The following is a 25,087-nucleotide window of genomic DNA, read 5'->3' on the forward strand; positions in this document are numbered from 1 at the left end:
GGTTTTTTTATTGCTAAAACTATGCTTTATTTAATAAACGAACAATAAATAGAGCAGCATAAATGGTATTTTTAAGTCAGGTTATTTACGTCGATAACGTAGAAGAAGTACTCGACTTTTACTATCAAGCATTTGGTTTAAATACCAACCATATCAGTGACGATGCCGAGTACGGTGAACTTGTTACAGGGTCTGTAAAACTTGCTTTTGCGACCCACCCGCATGCGCAGTCATATTTTAAGCAAGGGTATATTCGTGCCCACCCTAAGCAACCTGCACTAGGCTTTGAGCTAAGGTTTAGCTGCCATAATTTAGTCGAAAGTTACGATAAAGCTGTACTTGCTGGTGCTGAGCCATTATGCCCGCCAACTAAAAAAGACGCCCAGCATTATGCGTATGTTCGTGCTATTGAAGGCACTTTAGTGTGTTTATTAGAAGATTAGCTTTTTGTAAGGTCCGTTTTTGTTAGGTCAGTATGCAGCTCAAGGGTTAACTCGCGTAATAACTCGATTCGCTCCACACTCATATTTGAGCGTGCCATTAACTTCGCCGTTAATTCTTCAGCATCAACTTTAAGTTGCATACCCTGCTCTGTTAACGAAATTACTTTTTTTACGCTCATCTTCATTTGATACCTGACGAGTCAATAAACCTTTGCTTTCTAGGCGCTTAACTATTGGTGTTAAGGTGCCTGAATCAAGGTGCGTGTCATGAGAAAGCGCTTTTAAGCTCACTTGGTTATTATACCAAAGAGAATGCATCACAATATATTGCGGATAGGTTAAGTCATAAGCTTCGAGGATTGGTCGAAACGCTCTGATCAGCGAAGGCAAGATTAAATCTGAAGAAACGATATACCACGCTATTGAAAATGCCGTTGATGCATTTCTTGGTCTGTTCGAAGGTAAAAATAAAGGAAAAATGCTGGTTAAGCTTTAACGCTTAATAACTAATAAAGCCTGTATCTTAGTTGGTACAGGCTTCTTTTAGGCAAGTTTAAAAAATACGATTGCCGAAACAAGCACCAACCCCACATAGGAAAGAAACAAAATCCCAGCTTGGCGATGTTTTTTTGCATTCGCTCGCACAGTTTCGTTCTCTATGGAATTTAAAAGTGCTAAACCCTTTTTAGATACAAACACCATAGGTACTTTTAAAAATCGCGGTGCACCTAGCTGTTGCCACAGTTCCGGCTCTAAAGTTTTAACCGATTGATAGTATTTATATTCAGCGCTCGCAGCATAAAGCATTAACAGCGCCCACACTGAAACCAATATTATTGTTATTAGCATAGGTTACCTGATCAATTTATTTCGTTAGGTTTAAAGTGTATGCCATCGCCTATAAATCACAACTCTGTAAACAGTTTTAAATCTTAAAGTTTCGAAAGATAGACAGATCCGCGAGTAAGTTCAGCGTCAGGTGTTTTATATAAATTATCAGTCATTCAAAATCGATAAATACGCAAGTTCTGCTAGTTTTTCTAATGATGACGTTGCTTTAGGCTCAGGCTTTTCAGCATGAACAGAATAACGCCTTTTCGGGATCTTAACTTGAATAAAACCATGATTATTGGCCATATCAATACGCAGCATTTCACGCTCTTTTGGCGTTAAATGATTTTCATGGATCTTTTCAAGCTCACCATGATCAAGCCAAATAGCCGCACAATTTGGACATTCATCTATTTCAACCACCTTTAGTGGCGTAAAAAAGCGTCGCATCATCACCACGTCAGGGCAATTCGGGCAATTAATTCGCTTTGCTAAATCAACACATTCTGTTGGCAGGGTTTGTAAATGAGCCACCAGCACTTGCGCGGGTTTTAAACTTGGATCGCTAAAGTGAAATATTTGTCGGTTATCAAAAAATACGCCACCAGATTTTGATAAATATACTTTAACATCACCAATGCTCATTGCTTTAAGGGCTGTTTTAGTACGCGGGCAAAACATAGACCATCCTTGTTTTTATAATTAATTTAGCGCTTTTATTATTAACGGTTTAAGCGGCTCAGGTAAGCTGATGTTACCAGCTAATACAAAGTCATGTGCTTCGTTTGACATTTTTTGCCATGTTTTACGAATAATACCCAACCATTTTTGCTCATCGTAGTCAGGCTTACTACTTGCAAAATCAAGCATGTAATGTTCAATAAAAACAAGGCTTGCAATGTCTTCAATCAATTGGCTATCGGGGTTTCGTTTTATGTTCTTTTTAGCAACGGCTGCGTATACGCGCTCACATTCTTCCGGTGCGTAACCCGCCGTTTTCATAAGGGCTGTTACACGCTCGGCATGAAAATCATATAAAGCCGTTCGCCATTGATAATAACCTTGCTTACCCATAGGAAAATCATTGCGAGGAGAGCGCCAACGCTCAATATGTTGGCCTCGCGCAGCAATATGCATCAACTCATCGGCTTGTGGGTTGAAACGGTTTAGCATATCGGTCATACGCATTGCATATAAAGACTCTTTTGCTAGCTCTTGATCATCTTGTTTTACACGATTTGGGTCGACAGCATTCGCTGCATCTATCGCTTTTATAACAGCTTGGTACATAGTGTTTAATCTTACTTGTGCTTGCAATTCATTGTATTTAGGTACAATTATTTTTTTAACTTGCTAAAAATTTAACTAAAATTCTAGATATTTGCTAGACAACCAGCTAACCCTAAACTAGTATTTTTAAAAGCAAGATTAGTACTTAAATACCCACTTAATTCAGAGACGCCATTGCGTAATATTACATATTTTTCGTTGTTATTTACTTCTTTTTTTCTCAGTTTCTGTTTATTTTCGGCGATCGCACTAAAAGTGTTTTACGATAGACAAGAAATGCATGAAATTGAGCAAAATTCAGCACTTAACAGTTACAGCAGTAACCTTGAAAAAGCACTTGATAGCGCACTCCTTGGTCCTTACCTTGTTCGCGCCGCGATGCGTGACTTTACATACACACAAACTGAATTCGAAACCCTTGCCACTGAGATATTAACTCATAGTGATGGTAGCCAAACTATTCAACTTGCACCAAAAGGGGTTATTCAATACAGCTACCCGCTAACCAGTCACGAGAGTGTGATTGGTGTCGACTTATTCAAGATGCAAAGTATTGAAAAGTCATTACAAACAGCCATTGATACTCAAAAAATGCAAATCGATGGACCTAAAGAGTTGGCTCAAGGTGGTCAAGGCTTAGTCGCTCGATTACCAATTTTTGATCAAAATGAGTTTTGGGGGTTTGCAATCGCGGTGCTGCGTTTTCCAGAATTTATAGCAAATTTGAGCCCTAAAACTACTTCACACCCTCACCTCTATGAGGTTTGGCAAAAAACAGCGAATAGCTACGCGCCGCTTTTAAATAACAACGGTTTTGAGCAAAGCCACTGGTCAACTTACAACCTCGATGTTGAAAATCAACATTGGGTTGTGGGTATTAAAGACGAGTTTGCTTATCGAGCGCATGTTGAATTTTTAGTATTACTACTCATAGCTCTGTTACTTTCATCGGTTAGCTGCTATTTGATTACGATTACTTGTCGGTTACGTGAGCATGAGCAAAACCTCGAAAAACTTGTGCAAAAGCAAACCTTAGAGCTGTCTGAACAGGCACTTGAATTAAAACAAGCTCAGTCACTCAGTGGCGTAGGCAGTTGGCATCTGTCGCCTGATAAAAGCATTAGGCAATTATCATCACAAGCTAAATCGCTATTCAAAGAACAAAGCAAAGCGCAATCAATTACTGATGTCTGTAAAAAAATCGATAGCTTTTATAAAAATTCGTTTTTAAATTTTATTCATACTAAGCCTAGTAGCCCGACTGAAATTGAATACACGATTAAACTCAATGGAGAAAAACGCTGGTTTCATGAACACGCTGAATGGAACCCTAAAACCAACACCTTGGTTGGTACGATTAAAGACATCAGTGCTGAAAAACAACGCCAACATGAGCTTTACCAGCAAGCACATTTTGACTCGGTCACCGGCCTTGCCAATCGCCATTACAGCGAAAAATATATCGCTAGTTTATGCCCTGAAGACCAATACAGTAGCGGCCTTACTTTATTGTGTGCCGAGATCAAAGGCTATCGTCAATTAGAAGATATTTACGGTCAAGATTACTTAAATGAACTACAGACAACGCTAGCTAACCGGCTAATTGAATTTTCTGACTTACATCAAGCGTTTTGCGCTCATATAAAACCTGGCTGTTTTTTAATATTACTAAAAGAAGCCATTTTTGATGAAAAACTCGCCGCCCTATTAGATAGATTACAGCATCAGGTCGGCGGTATTATTGAAACCGCTGGTAGCGCTCATTTTTACCACTTATACATTGGCGTGGGCTATCCGCATTTACAAAACATCGATGCGGCTGAGCAAATCAACACAGCCCTCATTGCGATGAATGAATGCCCTCGCACACAAAAACCCTTCACAGTTTATAGCCAATCTCTAAAAGATAAGCTTATCGCACAAAGTAACCTCGAAAGTGATCTACGCCATGCGCTTGCGGCCAACGAGCAGCTAAGTATGGTGTATCAGCCAATTGTAAACACTCTAGATGGCACACTGATTGGCTGTGAAGCGCTTGTACGTTGGCAGCACCCTGTTCGAGGCTTTGTGTCACCTGTTGAGTTTATTGCCATCGCTGAGCAATCAGAGCTCATTAATTTATTATCTCGTTGGATTGTTGCTAAGGTTGCTGAAGATTGCCACCGCATGGTTGATAACAACATTCGCATTAAAGTGTCGATCAATCTCTCGCGTAAGCAGTTCTCTGATGTGCATTTAGTTAAACGACTCAGTAAAGAAAAAGCTAAGCTGTTTCCGGCTAATCAAAAAATTAATCTTGAGATCACCGAATCCGCCCTATTTCAAAATACCCAATACGCAATAAATCTAATGCATGAACTTAAATTAGCAGGTTTTAATTTATCACTTGATGACTTTGGAACGGGTTATTCATCGCTGTCGTCGATTCAGCAGTTTCCGTTAGATAACGTTAAGATTGACCGTGCCTTTATTTGTAACTGCGTTGATAACCCACGAGATGGTTTATTTTTACAAACGATGAGTGATTTAGCCCATCAACTAGACTTAACGATTACTGCAGAAGGGGTCGAAAGCTCAGAGCAATGGCAGTTGGTGAGTGATAAAGGTATTGATTATATTCAAGGTTACTTAATATCAATGCCCTTATCTATTGATGATTTTATAGCGTTTGACCCGGTTGCGTAAGGTCCACTGCCAAGCTTTGTTTTGGCTTTTCGATCATACGGGAAAGCTCTTTTTCACCATCAAGGACTATAATGGTTGGCGTATACATTAAGTCATACTGTTTTGCTAACCCTGCAGGGTCTAGCTTGTCGTAGCCAACGGCCACTAGTTTAAGTGAGCCTAACTGCACCTTTGCAGTATCGAGAAGCTTCAAAAATCGAGGCACTTCACGTTTTGAGTCATGACACCAAGTGCCCAAGAACACCAAAACCTGCTTACCTTGCAGTGCTTTTATAGTGCTTAACTCTTCTTTGCTCGGTGAGTATTCATCGTACTCTTCACTAAACGCAGAGTAGTCTTTAAGTAAGTCATCACGACTTATCTCTCCACTGTATGGAGCGGTACCTGCAAATGTCAGGGCAGAGAATAACAAAGCGGCGATATAAATTAGTTTTTTCATTTTATTTGTTCTCAAGATATTTTCTTCACCTTAACCAATTTAGCAACAACACTCCAGCAGGCTTTGTGCAAAGAATCGTTATTTTTTGCAGGTTAAATTGGCATGTAGAGTAAAAACAAACTACTATATTAGATATATCTAATATAAGGTTTTACTATGTTTTCCTTCAGAACAATTGTGATTTGTACTGTGTTACTTTCACCTAGTCTTTATGCCGAAACAAAATCAGCGACTCTAGAAACTCAAGCAGCGGAGCGAGCAACTGAATTTGCCACTACGCTTAAATCAGCATTGGGAGCTGCAATAAAACAAGGCGGTTTAGTTGAAGGAATTAACGTGTGCAAAATGCAAGCCCCGGCTATTAGCGATAGCTTATCAACTGATGGTTGGACGGTAGCACGTAAAAGCACTAAAAACCGTAATCCAAATAATCAACCCGATGAATGGGAAGCTGAAAAAATCGCCCAGCTGCTCGATATGATCAGAAACACAGAGAGCATCGACAATGTGACTTTTTCAACCAATAAAGATGGTCAATTTCGCTTTGCTAAAGCGATAAAAGTCGCGCCAGTTTGCCTCAATTGTCATGGCCAAACAATTGCGCCAGAAGTAAAGCAAGCGCTTAGCGAACATTACCCAAATGATTTAGCCACAGGCTATCGGCTTGGTGATCTAAGAGGGATATTCTCTATTACCAAAACGCTCGAAACGCCTGAGTCATAAAATAAAAGCCTTGTACTCGCATAGTTTACTCTTAGCCATTAAAATACCCTTTTAAAATCAACCATGGTGCCATTTATGTCTTTTCCTCCTTGCCCACAATGTAACTCTGAATACGTGTATGAAGATCAAAACAATTTAGTATGCCCAGAATGCGCTCATGAGTGGGATCCTAATGCGGTTGATACCGATGATGTGATCAATGTGAAAGATGCTAACGGCACTTTATTAGCTGATGGCGATAAAGTGACTGTTGCGAAAGACCTAAAAATTAAAGGCAGCTCACAAGTAATTAAAATTGGCACCAAAGCCGTGATCCGCCGCGTGTTAGATAAAAAAGACCACGAATTAGACTGTAAAGTTGATGGCGTTGGTGAAATGATGGTTACCGCTAAGTTTGTTAAAAAAGCCTGATAACATTATAAAATTGTTATATATTGCTGCGAATAATTACGCAGCAATTTCAATAAGCTAACTTTTTTAATAGCCAAACTTTTCAACAACAATCCCCGTTACTTCACAATGTTCGCAGCTCAACTGCCAGCCAGCAGCCCATGTGGTTGCGTTAAGCTTTGCTTTGCAAAGTGGGCAAACTTCGCCAATAAAAGTGCTTGGGGTAATATCTTCAGCTTGCTTAGAAAAAGGTCTTAAAAACCACAGAATATTATCGTCGATACTGATGGTTAGATCGTGGCGTAACGTTTCACAATACGCATTAAAAACTGCTTGTTTGTACTGTTTTGCGTGCTCAGCAGATTGGCTGGCATAAACACTGAGTGCATTTTCGATGTCTTTTAGGCGATCAGGCCATGCTTGTGAATCTATATTTGCTTTGCAATCTAATAACTCATCAAGAGTGTAACTTGCATAGTTTGGTTCAAACATCATTGTCATCCTTGCTTTGGGTTATTAATTCTTTGGGTATAGCGTACCATTTTGCTTTATTTGCAAAAGCCATTGATCATATAAGTTGTTCGCAATACTCAGCTCATCATCTGAAAGTGTCGGGTATTGTCTTTGCTCAAACCACGCATAACGATTATACACATCGTTATTTTGCGTGATTTCCATAATGAGTCGATTTATAGCGTAGGCTTTTGCTGCACTATGCTCACCAACTTGTTCGCTGTAATACATGCTCGCTAAACTCATCAGCGCTTGTTCACTACCCTGCTTAGCTGCTTGCTCTAAAAATACGGTTTTACGCTCTTTAAAACTATCACGATTTTTGATGAACTCTGCACGTGACAACTTCTCAGGAAATTGCGACTTCATATAAAATTCGGGCGTTAGCCCAGCAAACGTTTGCTGCGCATAAGCCGAGCCATTTTCTGCAGCCTCTGCCAAATAACTGTAAAAAGAACGCCGCGTTGCTAAATCTAATCCTTGGCAATACTCATATTTATCTAAAACACGGCTTTGTATATCGCCAGCATCACTAAACTCATAGATTTCAGCCAATTTTTCTTCAAGCGCCTGTTCATCTAAAGGCGCATTAAAACAATACTTAAGGTTTTGCGCGATGAGGTAGTTAGCCTCAGCATCACCTTGCTCAGCGCGTTGCTTTAGCTCTGTAAAATAGTCAATAAACACACCATCAAAATGCCATTTCGGTGCATTTTTGATAATAAGTTCACGGCTACCATTAACTTCACTCCCTTGCTCAGCTGATTCATCAGCTAACAAACTCGTGTCAGGCTTTGTGGCAGTCATGCTTACTTGTGCCACAACTTTCTGCGTAGTTTTTATATCATTTAAAGATTCTGAATTGGTTGCAAAGATTGCTGATTCTTGAGAAAAATATATATACATAACGAACAACAATGCCAAAACCACTATTAAAAATGGCTTTATTCCTTGCCTAATAAAAGCATACCTAGACATAACAACATACTTATCATTTTTGTTTCTAAGTAAGTTACAAGAAAACAAGGATGAAAGCGAAACTTAACTGCGGTTTCGCTTCGTTTGCATTAAGCAACACCCAACTAATGGTCACTCTTGAGTCTTTTTAATTGACCTATTTTGCTTTTGAACAGTATTAACCATTTTTGAAAACGCGCGCTGCTTGGCGCGCTTTTCAGCCATGGTGGCATTGTTGTGCTCATTTTCAGCTAACAACTTACGGTAATTTTCTAAGCGTCTTGTTGATAATGAGCCCATTTCAATTGCTTTAATAACAGCGCAGTCCGGCTCTGTTTGGTGTTGGCAATCTTTAAATCGACAGCTACTTGCGAGTAGCTCAACATCTTCAAATGCACGTTCAATACCTTGCTTTGAGTCACTTAATTGCAATTCTCGCACGCCCGGTGTGTCCATCAATAACGCACCATTAGGCAATCTTTTAATCGATCTAAAGGTTGTTGTATGACGGCCTTTGCTATCTTGTTCACGAATACCTGCTGTTTTTAATTCATCGGAACCAAGTAATGCATTAACAATGGTCGACTTGCCCACTCCAGATGAGCCCATAAATGCGAGCGTTTGTCCCTTTCGGCAATAAGGTGTAAGTAAATCACAGCCCTCTTCTTTTAACGCATTAATAGCAATGACACTCAAAAGAGAATCTAGGTTTTGTACTTGCTGGTTGTACTTTTCAACGTCTGGGCAAGTATCTGCTTTGGTTAACACCACCACAGGCTCAATGTGGGCATTTTTAACCAAGGCTAAATATCGCTCTATCCGATTTAAACTAAAGTCATCATTAAGCGATGTAACAATAAACACGGTATCAATATTCGCCGCGATTAATTGAAACTCGTGTTTAGAGCCTGCAGCCTTGCGCTTAATGATTGAAGCTCTTTCTAGTACCCGTAAAATACGCGACTCATCAAATACCACCCAATCACCTACGCAAATTTGTTCAAGACCCGGTGTTAAAGCAAACCGCACCGTGCCTTGCTCGCCAAGCAATACGACCTCTGTTTTGTGATGCTCAACAACACGCCCTAAATGGCTGTTTTCTAGCTCATCTAAACTCAGCTGTTGTTGAAAGAAAGGTCGCATACCTAATTCTATCAGTGAAGGGGTTTGCATAGTGTTTACCAAAGCGCAGGGTTATCGAGTGGTTTAAGGCAACTTGGCTTACCAGTAATTGGCAAAATTTCATCATCTAAAACTGGTTTAGCCAGCCAGCCTTTTGGGTAAGATAAGTTATGAGGAGCTTGAATAATTTCTTCACTCACAACGGAAAAACCGACTTTTCCATAAAAGTTGATATCGCCATAGGTCATCACTAGGCTGACATTTTGTTCAGCTAACTTATCACAGCCAAATTGGATCAGCTTTTGTCCTATGCCTTGTCCCTGACAATCCGTTGCCACTGCAACAGGTGAGAGTAAAAACACCTCTTTAGCGTGCGCAAACTGTAAACGCGACAGCACAATAGCGCCCACGATCCGTTGCTCATCTGTCGCGACAAACACATATAAATCAGTTGATGGAAATGGCTCAGCTAAAAAGTCAGTGACTAAACGGGCAACTTGCTCGCCTTCTTGTTTTGACTCTGATGCACTGAATGTTGCCAAGTATAGCGCAATAATGTCGCTTTTTTGGCTCTGTTCGTAAATTGAAAAATTCACTTAGACTCCTTAAGTTTTAAAATAAAATAGTGATAAGTAAAGTTTTTCCCAGTCTCATTTTCGTAAAGAGCAATTTCTGTTTGTATGTCTTTTACAGCTTGAGACTCACTTATCGATGGCGCTAACTCAGCAAGGCGCGCCTTGAGTGGTTGCCAATAGCTTTGCCAAGCTTGCTGATCAAGCGAAAACTGCTCTATAAGCTCATATCCAAGCTCATCAAATAAGGCTATGCGGCTTTCGATTGATTGCATATCTGGGTAATTCGCTTGCCAATATTCTTTAACCGCCATTTCAGGCTGGCTGTTAAGCCAAACTAAATCACTGACCACAATTACCCCATCACGGCGAAGAAACGGTTTCCAGCTTGATAGTGCGCTTTGCATCCCCATGACATACACGCATCCTTCAGCCCAAATAACATCGAATGAATTTGCTTTAAAAGGCAGTGCAGTCATCGATGCGCAAGTCAAAGACACACGCTCAGCCAATTGCTCTTTGTGCAATCGCTCCTGTAAATAAGCAAGTGCCGATGACTCATTATCTAAAGCCGTGATCTTGGCATCAGTTTGCTTGGCTATTAATAATGTTGATGAGCCTTTACCACAGCCAATTTCTAAAATTTGTTTGGCATTGTTAGGAACAGCAGCAACGGCTTTTACTGTGGCTTCTTCGCTACCAGGCCCCCATCGCTCTAATGGCTCAAACACAGTCATGAAATCGTGCATGTAGCTTTCATGGTCACTCATATCTTTTGATAACCAACGAAGCCGCAATGCCTCTTTTTCTGTGTAGCCTTGCTTTAGCAACCAATTTAAATGTGCACTTGGCGCACGCTTATTTAGCTCATCATGTAAGTGTTTTTGAGAGCGTTCGCCAAGCAAACTAAGTAACAAATCTTTGGCTTGTAACTTAGCGGTAATTTCATCTTCAAGTTGTGCTAAGCGCTGTTGCAAAATAGCTTTATCTAGCTCTACATCTAAACAACTTTGACATTCTTTTAAGGTTAACCCCGCGCTTTGTAACTGCTGGATCAAAACCAAGCGTTGTAAATCAGCCTCGCTATAATAGCGATAACCATTTGCAAGCCTGCGCCCCTTAATGATTTTAAGCTTCTCGTAATACAACACAGCCGTGCGCGACAAACCAAGCTTTGCTGCTAACTCTGAAATTAAATACATGATGAAATAGGCCTATAAGGCTTTTGAATATAATAAGTATGAAGTATAAAGCTGTAGACAGGTCAAATATTTTTGCAAAATAATTTAGGAAAATAAGGTAAGCAAGAAAGTATGCTTACCTTTATATGGCGTGTTTAGATTTAACTAAATTTGTTTTGGCAATTTAGTCGATATAAGGGCGGTAATTACAATAAATAACAGAGATATAGCTAAACAGGCAGCTAAGCCATAAAGTTGAAACACTAAGCCCGACAACACAGTACCAATTAAGCGACCCATGGCATTAGCCATATAGTAAAACCCGACATCGAGTGATACGCCATCGGCATCAGCCATACTAACAATTAAGTAGCTGTGCAAAGATGAGTTAATCGCGAAGACCACGCCAAATAACATCAACCCGCCTATCAGCATTGGTTTTACAGCCCAGTCAAACCCAATAGCAAGGGCAATGGCTAAGGTGACTACAGCAAGCAAGGATGCCCACTTAACTGTTTCTGCGCTTGGTGATGTTTGCTTATTAAGCTTAATGATTTTAGGTGCAAAAGATTGCACTACCCCATAACCAATGATCCACACAGCTATAAAAGCCCCCACGGTCCAATGGTCCCAACCAAAGGCTTGTGATAAAAACACCGGAAGTGCAACTACAAACCAAACATCACGGGCACCAAACAAAAACAACCTCGCGGCTGACAAGATATTGATTGAACTACTTTTTGAAAATATCTCGTTAAACTTAGGTTTGTTTTTAGCTTTGCCTAAATCATTTTTAAGTGCATAAATACTAAAACACCACACCACCAGCAAAGTGGCTGCCATAGCAAGCATTGCGCCTTTAAACGACATTAATGTCAGTAGTAAGCCACCTAAAAAGAAGCCCACACCTTTTAAGGCGTTTTTAGAGCCTGTTAGTATCGCTACCCATTTAAACAAGGTGCCTTCTTGGCCACTAGCAACCAGCATTTTAATTGAGCTTTTAGCGCTCATTTTATTGAGATCTTTTGCAATGCCCGACAGCGCTTGCGCCACCATCACATAGGCAACACTCAGCCATTCAGGAGGGACTGCCAGCATGAACAAAGCTGCAACCTGTATGGCAAGGCCAATGTTCATGGTCTTGTTTAAACCAAGCCTTGCGCCTAAATAACCGCCCACTAAGTTAGTGACAACACCAAAAATCTCATAAAACAAAAACAGCATGGCAATACTCAAAGGCGAGTAGCCAAGCGCATGAAAATGCAGTACCACCAACATTCTCAATGCGCCATCTGTTAGCGTAAATGCCCAGTAATTCCCGGTGACAATTAAGTACTGCTTTATATCTACGGGAAGATTAGCAAAACGCGTCATTGCTTTTAACCTTGTAGTGATCGCGCAACTTTACGGGCAAGTTCAGCGGTGCGGTTTGCGTAACCCCATTCGTTATCGTACCAAACATACAGCTTAACTTGAGTCTCGTTGACAACCATGGTTGATAGCGCATCAACAATGCTTGAGCGTGGATCGGTTTTGTAATCGATAGAAACAAGTGGCTTTTCTTCATAGCCCAAAATGCCTTTTAGCTGGCCCTCTGCGGCTTCTTGCATCCATTGGTTAATTTGCTCAGCGGTGGTTGGCTTTTCAACTTCAAACACACAGTCGGTGATTGATGCATTTGCTAACGGCACACGAACCGCGTGGCCGTTTAATTTGCCTTTAAGTTCAGGGAAAATATGTGTAATCGCTGTTGCAGAGCCGGTTGTAGTTGGAATTAAGCTCATGCCGCATGCGCGAGCACGGCGTAAATCTTTATGGGGCGCATCTAAGATAGTTTGCGTATTAGTGATATCGTGAATAGTGGTCATTGAACCATGTTTGATACCAATTTTCTCTTGCAGAACTTTAACCACAGGCGCTAAACAGTTGGTAGTGCATGATGCAGCAGTCACAATATCGTGCTGCTGTACATCGTATAAATCATCATTTACACCCATTACAACGTTCAGCACACCGTCTTCTTTTACAGGGGCAGTGACAACAACTTTCTTCACACCTTGATCAAGATAAGCTTGCAGTAACTCGGTTTTTTTCATCACACCAGAGGCTTCAATAACAATATCGCAACCAGACCAATCAGTGTCTGCAATCGCTTTGTTTTGCGTAACGTTAATTTCGTGGCCATCGATGATCACAGCGTTATCGCTACTTTCAACCTCATGAGGCCAAATTCCGTGTACCGAATCATACTTTAGTAAGTGAGCGAGTGTTGCTGCATCACCCGCAGGGTCATTAATTTGCACAAACTCAACGTCGTCCCATGCAAACGCTGCTCTTAGTGATAAACGACCCATACGGCCAAAACCATTAATGCCTACTTTAATTGCCATTGTTAAGCTCCTACTTTTTGAAAATTGTCGAAAAATGAACGTTGTACTGGGTTATGCAACGATTTAGGGCGAATAGCCTGCACTTGATTAACTATGTCGTTTTTAGCATAGCCAAGCTCATGCATTAATAAACCAATAACTAAGCCTGTACGGCCGGAGCCGCCTTTACAGTGCACAGCCACGCTACCACCGCTTTTTATGATGGCAAGAATCTCGTTAAGGTGTTTGTTGAAAGCTAAACTAAACGCTTCGCTTGGCGCGTCATCATCAACAATAGGTAATTGAAACCAGCTAAGACCGGCTTGCTCACATTCGATTGCAAGCTGCTGCGCGCCATTTTTAATAAGCTCTTCACCGTACATTAGAGTAATAATGGCTTTTGCACCTGCCGCTTTTAAATCTGCTACAGACTGCGATAAACCAACGCCTTTTGTGCCAGGGCAAGGGGTAAAAATAAATGCCCCAGTTTCTAGCTGTAAAATATCAAATGGATGTGATTGCATTATGATTCCCCAATTACTCTTTAAACCAATGTGTTGTTTTATTAACGATTGCAACCAACGACAGCATCACAGGTACTTCGACCAACACCCCAACAACGGTTGCTAATGCTGCGCCCGAGTGCAAACCAAATAATGAAATAGCCACTGCGACTGCTAACTCAAAAAAGTTAGAAGTACCAATTAAACATGCAGGCCCTGCAATGTTGTGCTTAAGCCTAAGCTTTAACGCAATGAAATAAGTGATTGCAAAAATACCGTAGGTTTGCAAAACAAGCGGAATTGCAATCAGTACAATGTTAAGCGGTTGGGCTAAAATCGTGTTCGCCTGAAACCCAAATAGCAAGACCACTGTGGCCAGTAAACCAATAACTGAGTAAGGTTTAATTTTCTCTAAAAATGACTGCACAGCAGCCTCATTTTGTGCTGAATTATTAAGAGCTTTTCGTGTTAATACCCCGGCAATGAGTGGTAGCAATACATACAGCACAACCGAAATCATCAGTGTAAGCCAAGGCACATGAATATCAGATACACCCAGCAATAACCCCGCAATAGGTGCAAAAGCAAAAATCATAATGATGTCGTTCACAGACACTTGCACTAAGGTGTAATTTGCATCGCCTTTGGTCAGTTGTGACCACACAAACACCATTGCCGTACAAGGTGCAACACCAAGCAAAATCATCCCAGCAATATATTCTTGCGCAGTTTCAGGGCTAACGAAATCAGCAAATAACCCTTCAAAAAATAGCCAACCTAATGAGGCCATTGAAAACGGTTTGATAAGCCAGTTAATGATTAAAGTGAGCATCAGCCCTTTAGGGTTTTTACCGACTTCTTTGATTGTTGAAAAATCAACTTGCACCATCATCGGGTAGATCATTACCCAAATAAACAGTGCAACAACAATGTTTACATGCGCCACTTCGGCTTTGGCAATTAGCTCAAATAAAGGCGGGAACATCACCCCAAGCGTCACACCGATGGCGATAGCAGCAGCAACCCATACAGATAAATATCGTTCAAAAACACCCATTTTCAGTCCTTAATTGCAGCAACGAGCAACACGGGTTGGGCGATCATCCCCCATCGCATTTAGCCTTGCTAACTCGTTTTCTATGAAATTCGGTTCGTTTACCACGGTCGAGGTAATTGTTTGTTTCATCCACATAGGTAGAGTCGGGTTTAAAGAGTAAAACACCCACTGCTGGTGTTTTCTATCCGACAAAATACCCTGTTTTTTAAGTTGCGCTAAATGCCTTGAAACCTTTGGCTGACTCTGCTCGTTAAGTGCCGTCATTAGTTCGCATACGCAAACCTCTTGCTCAACGGCGATAAGCAATAAGCTTTTTAAACGAATATCATCTGCAAGGGCTTTATAAAATATGGTTGGCGAAATCGATACTGGTTTTTCTTTGTTATGGGATTGCACAAACTGTTTGATTCGCTCATTGAGCTCTTGCAAGGTTTTTTCAAAGGCGTGAGGTTCAGGACGCGTTTTAGGATCGATAAAATCCCATGCAAGGCAATGGCTGCCATCGACGCGATTGGCGCATTCTTTGGCAGCGTCATCACATAAGGTAATGACGTAATCAAAATTCAGGTTAGTTACATCGTTTAAGTGCTTTGAGTGTAAGTCATCGGTTTTTAAACCAAAATGCTCAATCGCCGCAAGCGTACGAGGGTCTACCGCATAAGGTTCAGTACCCGCACTAAACACCTCAAACTCACCTTTACCATGATGTTTAAGCAACGCCTCAGCCATAATTGAACGGGCTGAATTTTCTGTACATAAAAAGAGAACTTTCACTGCTCACTCCATAATAATTTGGTTATATAATATTTTCGTTATATAGCATTTACAAGCTGAATTTTATAAATGGCGCGTTTTACAATGACGATGGCGCGATCTGATGTTATGTGGCACCAATAGATGGCCTACCATGCATATAACAAAACAACATCTCAAATTAATGGAGTAAAAATATGACATCAACAGCATTGATCACTGGCGCATCAAACGGGATTGGTTTAGAACTTGCGCATATTCACGCACAGCATGGCGATAATTTAGTGCTGGTAGCTCGTTCAGAAAACAAACTGAATGATCTTAAACAACATCTTGAATCGAAACACAACATAAAGGTTACGGTTATTGCTGCCGATTTATCTAAGCCAGATTCAGCTGAGTATGTTTTTACACATACTGAGGCACTTGGTTTGCACATAGATATATTGGTGAATAATGCTGGCATTGGCGGACATGGCAAGTTTCATGAGCGTGAACTCAGTGCAGAACAAACGATGATGCAACTTAATATTGTGACATTAACAAACCTAAGCCACTATTACTTACAAGGCATGGTTGAGCGAAATCGTGGCAAAATTTTAAATATTTCGTCTACAGCTTCCTTTATGCCAGGCCCACTGCAAGCGGTATATTATGCAACGAAAGCGTTTGTGACTTCATTCAGCCAAGCAATTGCAGAAGAAGTAAAAGATAAAAACATTACTGTCACCGCGTTATGCCCAGGAACAGTAGCAACAGGCTTTGTTGAAGCAGGTGATCTACAAGGGGTAGATGCTTGGAAGAATGCTAAATCAGCACACTCTGTAGCACTGTGTGGTTACAAGGCAATGCAAAAAGGTCAGTTAATTGCTTTTAATGAAGCGCCGCTTAAATTTATGCTCAATTGGGTGATCCCTTTATTGCCTCGCAAAACTGTGTTAAAAATTTCTCGTCAGTTTATGGAAAAAAGCGGAAACTAATATGAAACGAGCCAGCAAGTTTTTGATCCCTCCCAACTGGCAAGTATTACTCAATGATTTAGAAATCAACCTAGAAGAGGCACTGGCTTATGCCCAGTTGCCTTCAGGTTTATTTTCTCAAGATAAAATATACTTAACGCCGGCTCAATACTTCCAATTATGGCAGGGTATAGAGACAGCAGCAAACGGCATTGAGTTACCCTTAAAACTTGCCGAAGTAATGACAATAGAATCATTTGACGTACCAATTTTTGCCGCGATCTGTAGCCCAAACTTAAATGCCGCTTTAGCAAGGTTACAGCAGTACAAACCACTAATTGGCCCTATGGAACTAGCACTTGAAATTACCAACACTCATACTAAAGCCCAAGTAAGCTGTTATGGTTTTATTGATACGCTGCCCAAGTGCTACAGCTTGGCAGAGCTGGTATTTTTTACACAACTAACTCGCCTTGCTACTCGAAAACAAATTAACCCTGTTACGGTTATTGTGCCAGAGCTACCTGAAAAGCTCATGGAATACGAAACCTACTTTGGTTGCCCGCTGAAAGTGGGGAATACCCCTAGCGTGACATTTTTAGCAGAAGATGCAAAAGCGCCATTTTTAACTAGTAATCAAGTAATGTTGTCGTGCTTTGAGGGAGATTTAAAACGTAAGCTGCAAGATGTTATCAGCGAACAAAGCCTTACTGACAAGGTATCAAGTATTTTGTTTAAATCCCTACCTCAAGGGCAAAGTAACATTGAGCATGTTGCCTCAGAGCTGGCACTAAGCAAACGCTCTCTACAACGAAAACTTACAGCTGAAAAGCAAAATTATCAAAAAGTCTTACAACAAGTACGAGAAGATCTTGCGCAGCACTACTTAATGCAAACTGAGTTACCAATTATCGAAATCGCTTTTTTACTCGGTTTTAGCGAAACAAATTCGTTTGTTCGCGCTTACAGTAGCTGGACGGGTGTTTCTCCCGCCCATAAGCGCATCCAAGTAAAGCATTAATTAGCTTTGTGAAGCTAATTTGCCTGTAGGGTGAGGTAGTCACTCATTACTTTTTCAAGCTTAGCGTAGTCTTTTTGCTGAGTAACAGCCCCTGCGACCACCACCTGCGTTGTTGGCTCATACATCACCAAAGTGCCCCAAAAGCCACCATGTTGATAAACCAAGGTGCCGTTATATTCTTTTGCAAATACACCTAAACGGTAAGGGCTATCTGCTGGTAAGCCTTTAACCGATAGCATGAGTTTGAGCGTTTCTGGATGTTTGAAGACCTTACCTGAAAATAAAGCCTGATAAAATTTAGCCATACCGATTGGGCTGGCAACAAGCCCACCGCCACCATATAAATCGACAGTTGGGCTCCAATTAAAAGTATCGGTGCCATGCAAGTATTGATGTACACGTCGAGACTCATCCACAGCAACCGAATCCCCCCGTTCCCAGACCACATTTTCGATATGATTTTTATCGAAACTTAAGTATTGGCGAACCGCTTCAGGTAGCGGTAAATCTGTCACTCTTTCAATAATATGGCCGAGTAACACATAACCGGTATCTGAATATGAAAAACGCTCACCAGGTTTACCAATTGGGTCGCCCCACTCTACACACCCTTTAATTTGCTCGCGCATCGTAATATCTTGCTGCGGATGTGCCATTATGCCAGCTAAATACTGATCGCTTTGGGCGTGATCGTATAGCCCTGCCGTATGACTCAGCACTTGCTTAAGCGTCATTTTATCTAGGGCATAACCATCGCTTTCAAGAAGCGCAAAAAAGTCGTCAGAAATTAACTTATCGAGCGTTGTATCAAGGCTTAGTTTTCCTTCCTCGTGCAAACGTAACACCGTTGCCGCAGTAAAGGTTTTGGTCACACTGGCAATTCTAAATAAACTATTTGGGTTGATAACTTGCGGCGCATTTTCTTTACTTTGCTTTACCGTTGAAAAAGCATGTCCATCATCAACAATGACATGAAGTGCAAAACCTTTAAGGGGAGCTTGTTGGTTTGCATTGAGAACTTGGCCCATTAAAGCATGGTGAGTTTCGAGAGGCTTTGTAGGCTCAGCAGTCACTGGCAAAGCCATTAGTGATAGAGCAACGAATAAAGAGCTTAGTGTTTTTTTACTCGCTTGAAAGCACCAACGTTCCATAACATTTTCCTTAAAAAATAGTCCTTAATTAGCGCCTACAGCTTTCGAAAAAAGTCAGTTAAGCAGCCTAAAAACGGCTTAACTGACACTAACAAACGACTTTCGTGTTGTCGAATTAATACGTTAATACTATTTAACAAGCATAATTGCAGCCTTAGCAAATATATTTTGAGGAGTATAAAGAAGTTACTGATGCTCCCTTAAGTCTCTTTCAAATTCAGTTTCTGTTTTAACTGGAGTGCAATGTGTAGTGACTTCAGTTTTGCCAATTTTTTCAGGTTCGTCTGAGCTATAAATCGTGGTGTTATAACTTCGATCTATTTCCCCTGGGCAATGATGATCTGCGATTACTACATCCTCAAACTCACCCATTTGCTGCTGTGAGGCACAGCCAGATAAAAGTAATGTAATAAAGGTTAGTGTGTATTTCATAACAAATCCTCTTCAAAAGTTCGGGGCGAGTTTTTTGGCACATTGTCTTGGCGTAAAATCCATTTTGCTATGTCATCTTTACGCATAAACTTAACCCCCTTGTGCTGCTTTGCATAAGTTATAAAGTCATCCAACGCTTTCACTCTGGCGGGAGTGCCCGCTAATCTATCGTGAGCACTGATAGACATCATTCTTCTGTGTTGTTTGCCTTCTTTGTAGAGCACATCAAACTCGTCTTTAAGCTCTTGTAAATACGCTTTACCAGTCATGGCTGTGCTGCCAGTGTATCGAACTATATCGTTGTTTCTAAAAGTGTATGGAACAACAACAATGTCGTCACTTCCAACAGGTGTTAGCGATGGTTCATCACGAGATAAATCGTCTATATGATAAATAAAACCTAACTCTTTAAGGATTTTGAGTGTATTTTTTGAATGCCTCATCCAAAAAGCATTAAACCCCACAGGTCGCTGCCCTGTTACTTTTTCAATGATATTTGCACTTTTTATGTATGACTGTCGCTCTTGCTCTTCACTCATAGAGTATTGAGGGGTCCATGTTTGTCCGTGCCCTGATGCTTCATGCCCGCGCCGCACGATCTCTTTTGCTAACTCAGGGTTTAATTCAACCGCTCGGCCAACCATGTGTGAGGTTACTTTAATATGATGCTTATCCCATAAATCTAGCAGCCTAGGTATGCCTTCATTCATGCCGTACTGGTACCAAGAGGGTGAAATAGTGTCTGGATAACCCAGCTCTTGCGGTGGAAACGGGCCTGGATCTGATTGGTCTTGCGCTGTTGCCTCAAACTGCATCGAAATTGAGATCACAAGTTGAGCATCATCAGGCCAAAATACAGATGTTGCCTCCTTAGCTTGAGCTACACCTAAGGAGCTTAGAACAAACACCGACGCAATTAAAATTGGCTTTAAAAATTTCATCATTTATTTCCCTGATATACTGGGTAGTCTATGTAACCTCGCTCATCACCACCAAATAAAGTAGTAGGATCTGATATTTCATTCAAAGGTAAATTGTGCTCTAAACGATAAGGTAAATCAGGGTTTGCAATAAACTTTCTGCCAAATGCAACATAGTCAACTAAGCCTTCACCTATTAGTTTATCGGCCTTTGCTAATGTGTAATTTCCTGCAACCACTATTTTGCCACCAAAGCTTTCACGTAATTTAACTCTAAACTCATCTGTTACGAGGGGAGCATCATCCCAATCAGCTTCCGCTAAATGCAGATAAGCAATGCCAAGTTCATCAAACTTTTTAGCTAGATATAAAATGGCATCGATTGCTTGCGGATCATCCATGCCTCTTTGTGTAATAAAAGGAGCTAATCGAATAGCCGTTTTTTCTGGGCCGATAGCTTGGCTAATTGCGGTAATGATTTGCAGCGCGAACTTTGCTCTATTTTCAATATTACCGCCGTATTCATCGGTACGTTTGTTTGATGTTTGTCTTAGAAATTGATCGATTAAATAGCCATTGCCTGCATGTACCTCAACGCCATCAAACCCTGCTGCAATCGCATTCAAAGCAGCTTGTTTATAGTCTTCAACAATGCCCTTAATTTCATTGGTCGATAATTCACGTGGCGTAGGACAATCAAGCATTTGGCCTTCGCCATTTTCATCAACCACCCACACTTGCGCATTGGGAGCAATAGCACTTGGCGCAACCGGCAAGCCGTCTGGATGAAAGACACTATGCGACATTCTGCCAACATGCCATAACTGAGAAAAAATGAGTCCATTTTGCTGATGAACAGCCTGCGTTACTTTGCGCCATCCATTGATTTGCTCTTCAGTATAAATCCCGGGGGTAAATGAGTAGCCCTTTCCTTGTGCAGAAATTTGCGTCGCCTCTGATACTATAAAACCCGCACTGGCTCGTTGCGCATAATATTCTGCCATTAGACTTGTCGGAATATCGTCTGGTTGAGCCGTACGTGAACGGGTCATTGGAGCCATCACTATTTTATTTGCGGTTTTATGATGACCAATTTGGTCTGTATTAAATATTCTATTTTTCATATGTATACCTTTTAAATAAGCTCGCTGCGTGTAAATAAAATTTCTATTTTTAAGCCATCAGGCCCTTGAATAAACACTTGATGCTCATTCGCTGCCGGCACTTCCCGCTCAACGAATGGTATTGAAGTTGCTTCTAGCCGTGCTTTAACTTCATGATAATCAGTTGCAAAGAAAGCAAGGTGGTCAACCGTTGATAAGCCAACTGCTTCTGTTGATACCGAAGCTTGGGTTAAGTAATTAGACTGCGATTCATTTACCCCAAACTTAGCTGCTATATGAATGCATAGCGTATCCAAGTCGTCATATAACCAAACACCATCAAAACCAAATGCTGGCCTTGGCCCCTTTTTAAGGCCTAACGACGACTCTAAAAACTGAGCCATGTGCTGGATATTCGTTGCTAAAAGCAGAGCGTGATTAAGCTGCATTTCTATCTCCTTCAAGTGATGAAATGAGTTTAACTATTTTGACTAAATTGATAATTAGCCTTAGAGTTAAATAAGTATTCATTAAAACTGAAGAATAATGTCAAAAATTGATGATATGGCACTTTTTGTTCACGTTGTAAAAGCGGGAGGTTTAGCCGCTGCGGGAAGAAAATTGGGGCTTTCGCCTGCAAGCATGACAGCACGAATTAATAAAATTGAGCAAAATTACGATACGCGATTGTTAACGCGTAATACGCGCAGTATTGCCTTAACAGATGCAGGCGAACGTTTTTATAGTGGCTGTTTAAGAGTATTAGCAGAAGTCGAAAACACAGAAAACATACTTCAAGAGTCGCAACAAAGCCTAAGAGGCCAGCTGAAACTCTCTGCAACATCTGACTTTGGTCGCCAGTTTGTTGCACCCGCATTAGCAGAATTCATCAATAACCACCCAAATGTTAAACCGCATTTAGTACTGACAGATGGGGTTGCCAATATTGTTGAGGAAGGTATTGATCTGGCATTTAGATTCGGCAATTTGCCTGATAGTAACTTGATTAGCCGCCCGCTATGTAATAACCGCCGTGTGCTTTGCGCCTCACCTAGCTATATAGAATCATTTGGCTTGCCAAGGCATCCCGAAGATTTAAAAAATCATCGTTGCCTTGTACTTGAGCGACTTGGGCAACCGCTAAATGACTGGCATTTTGAGGTAGATAACACGCACTTTTCTATTAAAGTAGCTCCCCACCTTTCATGCTCAGACGGTGAGGTGGTAAGACGCTGGGCAAATCAAGGCCATGGCATAGCCTTAAAATCATACATTGATATCAAAAATGACCTCAAAACAGGCGACCTTAATTTGATACTAGATGAGTATGTTCGAGGCTTTAGCCACAGCGATAAAAAAAGTGTCGGCCTACAGGTGATATATCCAAGCAGGCAATTCCAACCTCGGCAAGTGAAAGCGTTTATAGAGTTTTTTGAGTGTTGGTTTAAAAAGCACTGCTAACTTTAAATAAATCGCAAAGTAGATTTAATAGTTAACACTATTTAGTAAGCATATTCACAGCCATAATAACCAAAAGTCCTGCAAAGATTTTCTTGATGGTAGACACAGGCAAATGATGCGTTGCTTTTGCTCCTAATGGTGCGGTAAACCACGAAGTACAAACAATACCAAACAAGGCCGGTAAATAAACAAAACCGGCAAAGCCCTCTTTTAATGTAAAGTACTGACTACCCGAACTGATGTAACCCACAGATCCAAATAGCGCAATGACAATACCGCAGGCCGAGGCACAGCCAATGGCTTTTTTCATATCAACCGAGAAAAACGTCAGTAACGGCACAAGTACCGCACCACCGCCAATGCCTATCATGGCTGATAGACCACCCGTAATGGTTGTATAAAGTGTCAAAAGGCCTTTATTGGGTAGCATTCGTGTTGATTGGCTGTCATTTTTACTACTGAAAATCATTTTTAATGCAATAAGCACTACACTCACAGCAAACACAATTCGCACCACATTTGCAGGTAATAGCGAAGCCAAAAAGCCACTGATAAGAGCGCCTAGTGCAACCCCTGTCATCACCCACGGAGCCAATTGCCAAGGCACATTACCATTTTTGTGGTGAGCGATAGCTGATGACGTTGAAGTAAAAAGAATTGAGGCAAGCGATGTAGCAATCGCCACCAGCACAACTTGCTCAGCAGGTAACACCTGAAAGTGCAGCAAGATCATGCTTAATATGGGCACAATAACTAAGCCTCCACCAATTCCTAAGAGCCCCGCTAAAAAGCCCACCCCGCTACCAAGTATGGCGCAAGCAATAATAAGCACGATTAATTCATTCATTGTATTTGTCTGTTTTGTTGGTTTAGGGAACCGAGTATAACAACAATAAAGTACGGGCTTGTTCTCAAAAGTAGGGTTAAGTAGTGAATATTACTCACGTTTTATATGAAATTACTGCAACTTCAACAAACCAATTTAGAAATCCAGACGTCTAAAATGACTTTGAAGTATTTTTTCACTATCCCTTCCTAAATGTTTTACTAAAACAGCAAATATTTATGAATCTGCCTCATGTTTTACCTGAAATAAAAACGTTTTTCTTCATGGTGCTGACCACGTATAAATTTATTAGCGCTGCAGAGCAACCTAAGGTTAATGGCCTAGCGATTTAAGGAAGGTGAGCAGCAATCATTTATCTCAGGACTTTTGGATACATTGCCATGAACAACGATTTCAGATTTACAATTAAAAGCATTTGCCTCGACGAGAATTATCATCCGTCAAATAGCACACGACTTACCACAAACTTTGCAAACCTAGCTCGCGGTGAAAGTCGCCAGCAGAATTTACGTAATGCGTTAAAAATGATTGATAGCCGCTTTAATGCGCTAGCAAACTGGGATAACCCGCAAGGCGACCGCTACTCTGTAGAGCTTGAGATCATCTCTGTTGATTTAGAAATTGCACAAAGCACAGAAGCATTCCCGTCAATTGAAGTGCTAAAAACTAATATCATTGATCACCAAACTAATGAACGTATCGAAGGTATTGTTGGTAATAACTTTTCATCTTACGTGCGTGATTATGATTTTAGCGTACTGCTGCTTGATCATAATAAAGCGAAAAACGAGTTTAGCATTCCCGAAAACTTTGGTGACTTACACGGTAAACTCTTTAAATACTTTATTGACTCAGAGACTTACAAACAGCACTTTAAAAAACCACCGGTTATTTGTTTAAGCGTGTCTGATAACAAAACGTACCATCGTACAGAAAACCAACACCCAATTTTAGGTGCAGAGTACCTACCAAATGAGTCGTCATTAACCGAGCAATACTTTAAAAAAATGGGCTTGCAGGTGCGCTATTTTATGCCACCAAACACTGTTGCTCCGCTGGCGTTTTATTTCTTTGGTGACTTACTGAACGATTACACCAACTTAGAGTTGATCAGCACGATTAGCACCATGGAAACATTCCAGAAAATCTACCGTCCAGAAATTTATAACGCCAATGCTGTGGCGGGTAGTTGCTATCAACCAAATTTAAGAAATGCTGATCACTCTATCACGCAAATTGTTTACGACCGTGAAGAGCGCAGCCAACTGGCGATTGCACAAGGTAAATTTACTGAGCAGCACTTTATTAAACCTTATCAATCAGTACTTGAAAAATGGTCTGCAAACTACGCGATTTAAAGAGAGT

The 25,087-nt window shown here is 40.9% G+C and carries 30 protein-coding genes; 8 read left to right on the plus strand and 22 right to left on the minus strand.

Annotation, left to right across the window (positions count from 1 at the left end; genetic code table 11):
- Positions 1-62: 62 nt before the first annotated feature.
- A complete protein-coding gene (locus tag AADY36_RS17465) occupies positions 63-443 on the plus strand; it encodes a VOC family protein (protein WP_055022061.1) in 381 nt (126 codons plus the stop codon).
- Here AADY36_RS17465 and AADY36_RS17470 read toward each other — a convergent pair.
- The 5 genes from AADY36_RS17470 to AADY36_RS17490 form a co-directional block, all read right to left on the minus strand.
- Positions 440-583 carry a hypothetical protein gene (locus AADY36_RS17470; protein ID WP_342409352.1) on the minus strand — a complete coding sequence of 48 codons (144 nt, stop codon included), beginning with the start codon at positions 581-583 and terminating at the stop codon, positions 440-442. The two genes, AADY36_RS17465 and AADY36_RS17470, sit on opposite strands and share 4 nt — an antisense overlap.
- A complete protein-coding gene (locus AADY36_RS17475) occupies positions 573-833 on the minus strand; it encodes a MarR family winged helix-turn-helix transcriptional regulator (RefSeq protein ID WP_342409353.1) in 261 nt (86 codons plus the stop codon). The genes AADY36_RS17470 and AADY36_RS17475 overlap by 11 nt, the downstream gene beginning before the upstream one ends.
- 153 nt (positions 834-986) lie before the next feature.
- Positions 987-1,292 carry a hypothetical protein gene (locus AADY36_RS17480; protein WP_055021844.1) on the minus strand — a complete coding sequence of 102 codons (306 nt, stop codon included), beginning with the start codon at positions 1,290-1,292 and terminating at the stop codon, positions 987-989.
- Between the two features lie 147 nt (positions 1,293-1,439).
- A complete protein-coding gene (locus AADY36_RS17485) occupies positions 1,440-1,955 on the minus strand; it encodes a TFIIB-type zinc ribbon-containing protein (RefSeq protein WP_342409354.1) in 516 nt (171 codons plus the stop codon).
- Between the two features lie 21 nt (positions 1,956-1,976).
- Positions 1,977-2,564, minus strand: coding sequence for a DUF4202 domain-containing protein (locus tag AADY36_RS17490; RefSeq protein ID WP_342409355.1), 588 nt, complete (start codon positions 2,562-2,564; stop codon positions 1,977-1,979).
- 255 nt (positions 2,565-2,819) lie between these two features.
- Here AADY36_RS17490 and AADY36_RS17495 point away from each other — a divergent pair, with 255 nt between their 5' ends.
- Positions 2,820-5,249, plus strand: a complete 2,430-nt coding sequence (locus AADY36_RS17495) for a bifunctional diguanylate cyclase/phosphodiesterase (protein ID WP_342409356.1) — start codon at positions 2,820-2,822, stop codon at positions 5,247-5,249.
- On the opposite strand, the gene AADY36_RS17500 is transcribed toward AADY36_RS17495, so the two are convergent.
- On the minus strand, positions 5,224-5,688 hold the full coding sequence (locus AADY36_RS17500) for a TlpA family protein disulfide reductase (RefSeq protein WP_054563289.1): 465 nt from the start codon (positions 5,686-5,688) through the stop codon (positions 5,224-5,226). The two genes, AADY36_RS17495 and AADY36_RS17500, sit on opposite strands and share 26 nt — an antisense overlap.
- A gap of 156 nt (positions 5,689-5,844) precedes the next feature.
- On the opposite strand from AADY36_RS17500, the gene AADY36_RS17505 reads away from it, so the two are divergent.
- Positions 5,845-6,411, plus strand: a complete 567-nt coding sequence (locus AADY36_RS17505; RefSeq protein WP_055021840.1) for a Tll0287-like domain-containing protein — start codon at positions 5,845-5,847, stop codon at positions 6,409-6,411.
- 75 nt (positions 6,412-6,486) lie between these two features.
- Entirely contained in the window at positions 6,487-6,822 is a 336-nt protein-coding gene (locus AADY36_RS17510; protein ID WP_054553514.1) for a zinc ribbon domain-containing protein YjdM, read from the plus strand.
- 66 nt (positions 6,823-6,888) lie between these two features.
- On the opposite strand, the gene AADY36_RS17515 is transcribed toward AADY36_RS17510, so the two are convergent.
- The 10 genes from AADY36_RS17515 to AADY36_RS17560 form a co-directional block, all read right to left on the minus strand.
- A complete protein-coding gene (locus tag AADY36_RS17515) occupies positions 6,889-7,296 on the minus strand; it encodes a hypothetical protein (RefSeq protein ID WP_342409357.1) in 408 nt (135 codons plus the stop codon).
- 21 nt (positions 7,297-7,317) lie between these two features.
- Complete coding sequence (locus AADY36_RS17520) at positions 7,318-8,220, minus strand: hypothetical protein (protein ID WP_342409358.1); 903 nt, start codon at positions 8,218-8,220, stop codon at positions 7,318-7,320.
- A 183-nt stretch (positions 8,221-8,403) separates the two neighbouring features.
- A complete protein-coding gene (gene rsgA, locus AADY36_RS17525; protein ID WP_342409359.1) occupies positions 8,404-9,444 on the minus strand; it encodes a ribosome small subunit-dependent GTPase A in 1,041 nt (346 codons plus the stop codon).
- Positions 9,445-9,449: 5 nt separating this feature from the next.
- Complete coding sequence (locus tag AADY36_RS17530) at positions 9,450-9,989, minus strand: GNAT family N-acetyltransferase (protein ID WP_342409360.1); 540 nt, start codon at positions 9,987-9,989, stop codon at positions 9,450-9,452.
- A complete protein-coding gene (locus tag AADY36_RS17535; protein WP_342409361.1) occupies positions 9,986-11,167 on the minus strand; it encodes a MerR family transcriptional regulator in 1,182 nt (393 codons plus the stop codon). Before AADY36_RS17535 ends, AADY36_RS17530 begins: the two co-directional genes overlap by 4 nt.
- Before the next feature lie 144 nt (positions 11,168-11,311).
- Entirely contained in the window at positions 11,312-12,520 is a 1,209-nt protein-coding gene (gene arsJ / locus AADY36_RS17540) for an organoarsenical effux MFS transporter ArsJ (RefSeq protein ID WP_342409362.1), read from the minus strand.
- Positions 12,521-12,525: 5 nt separating this feature from the next.
- Positions 12,526-13,536: an ArsJ-associated glyceraldehyde-3-phosphate dehydrogenase gene (locus AADY36_RS17545; RefSeq protein ID WP_342409363.1), complete on the minus strand. Its 1,011-nt coding sequence runs from the start codon at positions 13,534-13,536 to the stop codon at positions 12,526-12,528.
- Positions 13,537-13,538: 2 nt separating this feature from the next.
- Positions 13,539-14,039: a phosphatase domain-containing putative toxin gene (locus tag AADY36_RS17550; protein ID WP_342409364.1), complete on the minus strand. Its 501-nt coding sequence runs from the start codon at positions 14,037-14,039 to the stop codon at positions 13,539-13,541.
- Between the two features lie 13 nt (positions 14,040-14,052).
- Positions 14,053-15,075, minus strand: a complete 1,023-nt coding sequence (gene arsB, locus AADY36_RS17555; protein WP_239963549.1) for an ACR3 family arsenite efflux transporter — start codon at positions 15,073-15,075, stop codon at positions 14,053-14,055.
- A gap of 9 nt (positions 15,076-15,084) precedes the next feature.
- Positions 15,085-15,849 (minus strand): metalloregulator ArsR/SmtB family transcription factor, encoded by a 765-nt coding sequence (locus tag AADY36_RS17560; protein ID WP_054563277.1) that lies wholly within the window; start codon positions 15,847-15,849, stop codon positions 15,085-15,087.
- A 176-nt stretch (positions 15,850-16,025) separates the two neighbouring features.
- Between AADY36_RS17560 and AADY36_RS17565 the strand changes: the two genes are divergently transcribed.
- Positions 16,026-16,808: an SDR family NAD(P)-dependent oxidoreductase gene (locus AADY36_RS17565; protein WP_342409365.1), complete on the plus strand. Its 783-nt coding sequence runs from the start codon at positions 16,026-16,028 to the stop codon at positions 16,806-16,808.
- 1 nt (position 16,809) lies between these two features.
- Positions 16,810-17,808 (plus strand): AraC family transcriptional regulator, encoded by a 999-nt coding sequence (locus AADY36_RS17570; RefSeq protein ID WP_342409366.1) that lies wholly within the window; start codon positions 16,810-16,812, stop codon positions 17,806-17,808.
- A 14-nt stretch (positions 17,809-17,822) separates the two neighbouring features.
- Here the strand turns inward: AADY36_RS17570 and AADY36_RS17575 are convergent, their stop codons facing one another.
- The 5 genes from AADY36_RS17575 to AADY36_RS17595 all read right to left on the minus strand — a co-directional run bounded on the left by AADY36_RS17575 (position 17,823) and on the right by AADY36_RS17595 (position 21,863).
- Positions 17,823-18,959: a serine hydrolase domain-containing protein gene (locus tag AADY36_RS17575; protein WP_342409367.1), complete on the minus strand. Its 1,137-nt coding sequence runs from the start codon at positions 18,957-18,959 to the stop codon at positions 17,823-17,825.
- A 186-nt stretch (positions 18,960-19,145) separates the two neighbouring features.
- Positions 19,146-19,391, minus strand: a complete 246-nt coding sequence (locus AADY36_RS17580; RefSeq protein WP_342409368.1) for a hypothetical protein — start codon at positions 19,389-19,391, stop codon at positions 19,146-19,148.
- Positions 19,388-20,335, minus strand: a complete 948-nt coding sequence (locus AADY36_RS17585) for a polysaccharide deacetylase family protein (protein ID WP_446728744.1) — start codon at positions 20,333-20,335, stop codon at positions 19,388-19,390. Before AADY36_RS17585 ends, AADY36_RS17580 begins: the two co-directional genes overlap by 4 nt.
- The gene (locus tag AADY36_RS17590) at positions 20,332-21,435 is read right to left on the minus strand and encodes an alkene reductase (RefSeq protein ID WP_342409369.1); all 1,104 of its coding nucleotides are present in this window, start codon (positions 21,433-21,435) and stop codon (positions 20,332-20,334) included. Before AADY36_RS17590 ends, AADY36_RS17585 begins: the two co-directional genes overlap by 4 nt.
- Before the next feature lie 11 nt (positions 21,436-21,446).
- Entirely contained in the window at positions 21,447-21,863 is a 417-nt protein-coding gene (locus tag AADY36_RS17595) for a lactoylglutathione lyase (protein WP_342409370.1), read from the minus strand.
- A 97-nt stretch (positions 21,864-21,960) separates the two neighbouring features.
- Here AADY36_RS17595 and AADY36_RS17600 point away from each other — a divergent pair, with 97 nt between their 5' ends.
- On the plus strand, positions 21,961-22,875 hold the full coding sequence (locus tag AADY36_RS17600) for a LysR family transcriptional regulator (protein WP_342409371.1): 915 nt from the start codon (positions 21,961-21,963) through the stop codon (positions 22,873-22,875).
- A 37-nt stretch (positions 22,876-22,912) separates the two neighbouring features.
- Here the strand turns inward: AADY36_RS17600 and AADY36_RS17605 are convergent, their stop codons facing one another.
- Positions 22,913-23,722, minus strand: a complete 810-nt coding sequence (locus AADY36_RS17605) for a sulfite exporter TauE/SafE family protein (RefSeq protein WP_055199043.1) — start codon at positions 23,720-23,722, stop codon at positions 22,913-22,915.
- Positions 23,723-24,102: 380 nt separating this feature from the next.
- Between AADY36_RS17605 and AADY36_RS17610 the strand changes: the two genes are divergently transcribed.
- The gene (locus AADY36_RS17610; RefSeq protein WP_342409372.1) at positions 24,103-25,080 is read left to right on the plus strand and encodes a DUF1852 domain-containing protein; all 978 of its coding nucleotides are present in this window, start codon (positions 24,103-24,105) and stop codon (positions 25,078-25,080) included.
- Positions 25,081-25,087: the final 7 nt, after the last annotated feature.

Origin of the sequence: Pseudoalteromonas sp. D15MCD-2 (assembly GCF_038562745.1) — a bacterium.
Taxonomy (GTDB): domain Bacteria; phylum Pseudomonadota; class Gammaproteobacteria; order Enterobacterales; family Alteromonadaceae; genus Pseudoalteromonas.

Bases quoted from the DNA above. Each gene is read 5' to 3' on its own strand.
- AADY36_RS17590 (WP_342409369.1), bottom strand. From the start codon at position 21,435: ATGAAAAATAGAATATTTAATACAGACCAAATTGGTCATCATAAAACC.
- AADY36_RS17505 (WP_055021840.1), top strand. From the start codon at position 5,845: ATGTTTTCCTTCAGAACAATTGTGATTTGTACTGTGTTACTTTCACCT.
- AADY36_RS17470 (WP_342409352.1), bottom strand. From the start codon at position 583: ATGCAACTTAAAGTTGATGCTGAAGAATTAACGGCGAAGTTAATGGCA.
- arsJ (WP_342409362.1), bottom strand. From the start codon at position 12,520: ATGACGCGTTTTGCTAATCTTCCCGTAGATATAAAGCAGTACTTAATT.
- AADY36_RS17580 (WP_342409368.1), bottom strand. From the start codon at position 19,391: ATGAAATACACACTAACCTTTATTACATTACTTTTATCTGGCTGTGCC.
- AADY36_RS17465 (WP_055022061.1), top strand. From the start codon at position 63: ATGGTATTTTTAAGTCAGGTTATTTACGTCGATAACGTAGAAGAAGTA.
- AADY36_RS17610 (WP_342409372.1), top strand. From the start codon at position 24,103: ATGAACAACGATTTCAGATTTACAATTAAAAGCATTTGCCTCGACGAG.
- AADY36_RS17520 (WP_342409358.1), bottom strand. From the start codon at position 8,220: ATGTATATATATTTTTCTCAAGAATCAGCAATCTTTGCAACCAATTCA.
- AADY36_RS17575 (WP_342409367.1), bottom strand. From the start codon at position 18,959: ATGGAACGTTGGTGCTTTCAAGCGAGTAAAAAAACACTAAGCTCTTTA.
- AADY36_RS17515 (WP_342409357.1), bottom strand. From the start codon at position 7,296: ATGATGTTTGAACCAAACTATGCAAGTTACACTCTTGATGAGTTATTA.
- AADY36_RS17480 (WP_055021844.1), bottom strand. From the start codon at position 1,292: ATGCTAATAACAATAATATTGGTTTCAGTGTGGGCGCTGTTAATGCTT.
- AADY36_RS17550 (WP_342409364.1), bottom strand. From the start codon at position 14,039: ATGCAATCACATCCATTTGATATTTTACAGCTAGAAACTGGGGCATTT.
- AADY36_RS17605 (WP_055199043.1), bottom strand. From the start codon at position 23,722: ATGAATGAATTAATCGTGCTTATTATTGCTTGCGCCATACTTGGTAGC.
- AADY36_RS17565 (WP_342409365.1), top strand. From the start codon at position 16,026: ATGACATCAACAGCATTGATCACTGGCGCATCAAACGGGATTGGTTTA.
- AADY36_RS17485 (WP_342409354.1), bottom strand. From the start codon at position 1,955: ATGTTTTGCCCGCGTACTAAAACAGCCCTTAAAGCAATGAGCATTGGT.
- AADY36_RS17595 (WP_342409370.1), bottom strand. From the start codon at position 21,863: ATGCAGCTTAATCACGCTCTGCTTTTAGCAACGAATATCCAGCACATG.
- AADY36_RS17490 (WP_342409355.1), bottom strand. From the start codon at position 2,564: ATGTACCAAGCTGTTATAAAAGCGATAGATGCAGCGAATGCTGTCGAC.
- AADY36_RS17600 (WP_342409371.1), top strand. From the start codon at position 21,961: ATGTCAAAAATTGATGATATGGCACTTTTTGTTCACGTTGTAAAAGCG.
- rsgA (WP_342409359.1), bottom strand. From the start codon at position 9,444: ATGCAAACCCCTTCACTGATAGAATTAGGTATGCGACCTTTCTTTCAA.
- AADY36_RS17585 (WP_446728744.1), bottom strand. From the start codon at position 20,335: ATGATGAAATTTTTAAAGCCAATTTTAATTGCGTCGGTGTTTGTTCTA.
- AADY36_RS17545 (WP_342409363.1), bottom strand. From the start codon at position 13,536: ATGGCAATTAAAGTAGGCATTAATGGTTTTGGCCGTATGGGTCGTTTA.
- AADY36_RS17500 (WP_054563289.1), bottom strand. From the start codon at position 5,688: ATGAAAAAACTAATTTATATCGCCGCTTTGTTATTCTCTGCCCTGACA.
- AADY36_RS17510 (WP_054553514.1), top strand. From the start codon at position 6,487: ATGTCTTTTCCTCCTTGCCCACAATGTAACTCTGAATACGTGTATGAA.
- arsB (WP_239963549.1), bottom strand. From the start codon at position 15,075: ATGGGTGTTTTTGAACGATATTTATCTGTATGGGTTGCTGCTGCTATC.
- AADY36_RS17535 (WP_342409361.1), bottom strand. From the start codon at position 11,167: ATGTATTTAATTTCAGAGTTAGCAGCAAAGCTTGGTTTGTCGCGCACG.
- AADY36_RS17570 (WP_342409366.1), top strand. From the start codon at position 16,810: ATGAAACGAGCCAGCAAGTTTTTGATCCCTCCCAACTGGCAAGTATTA.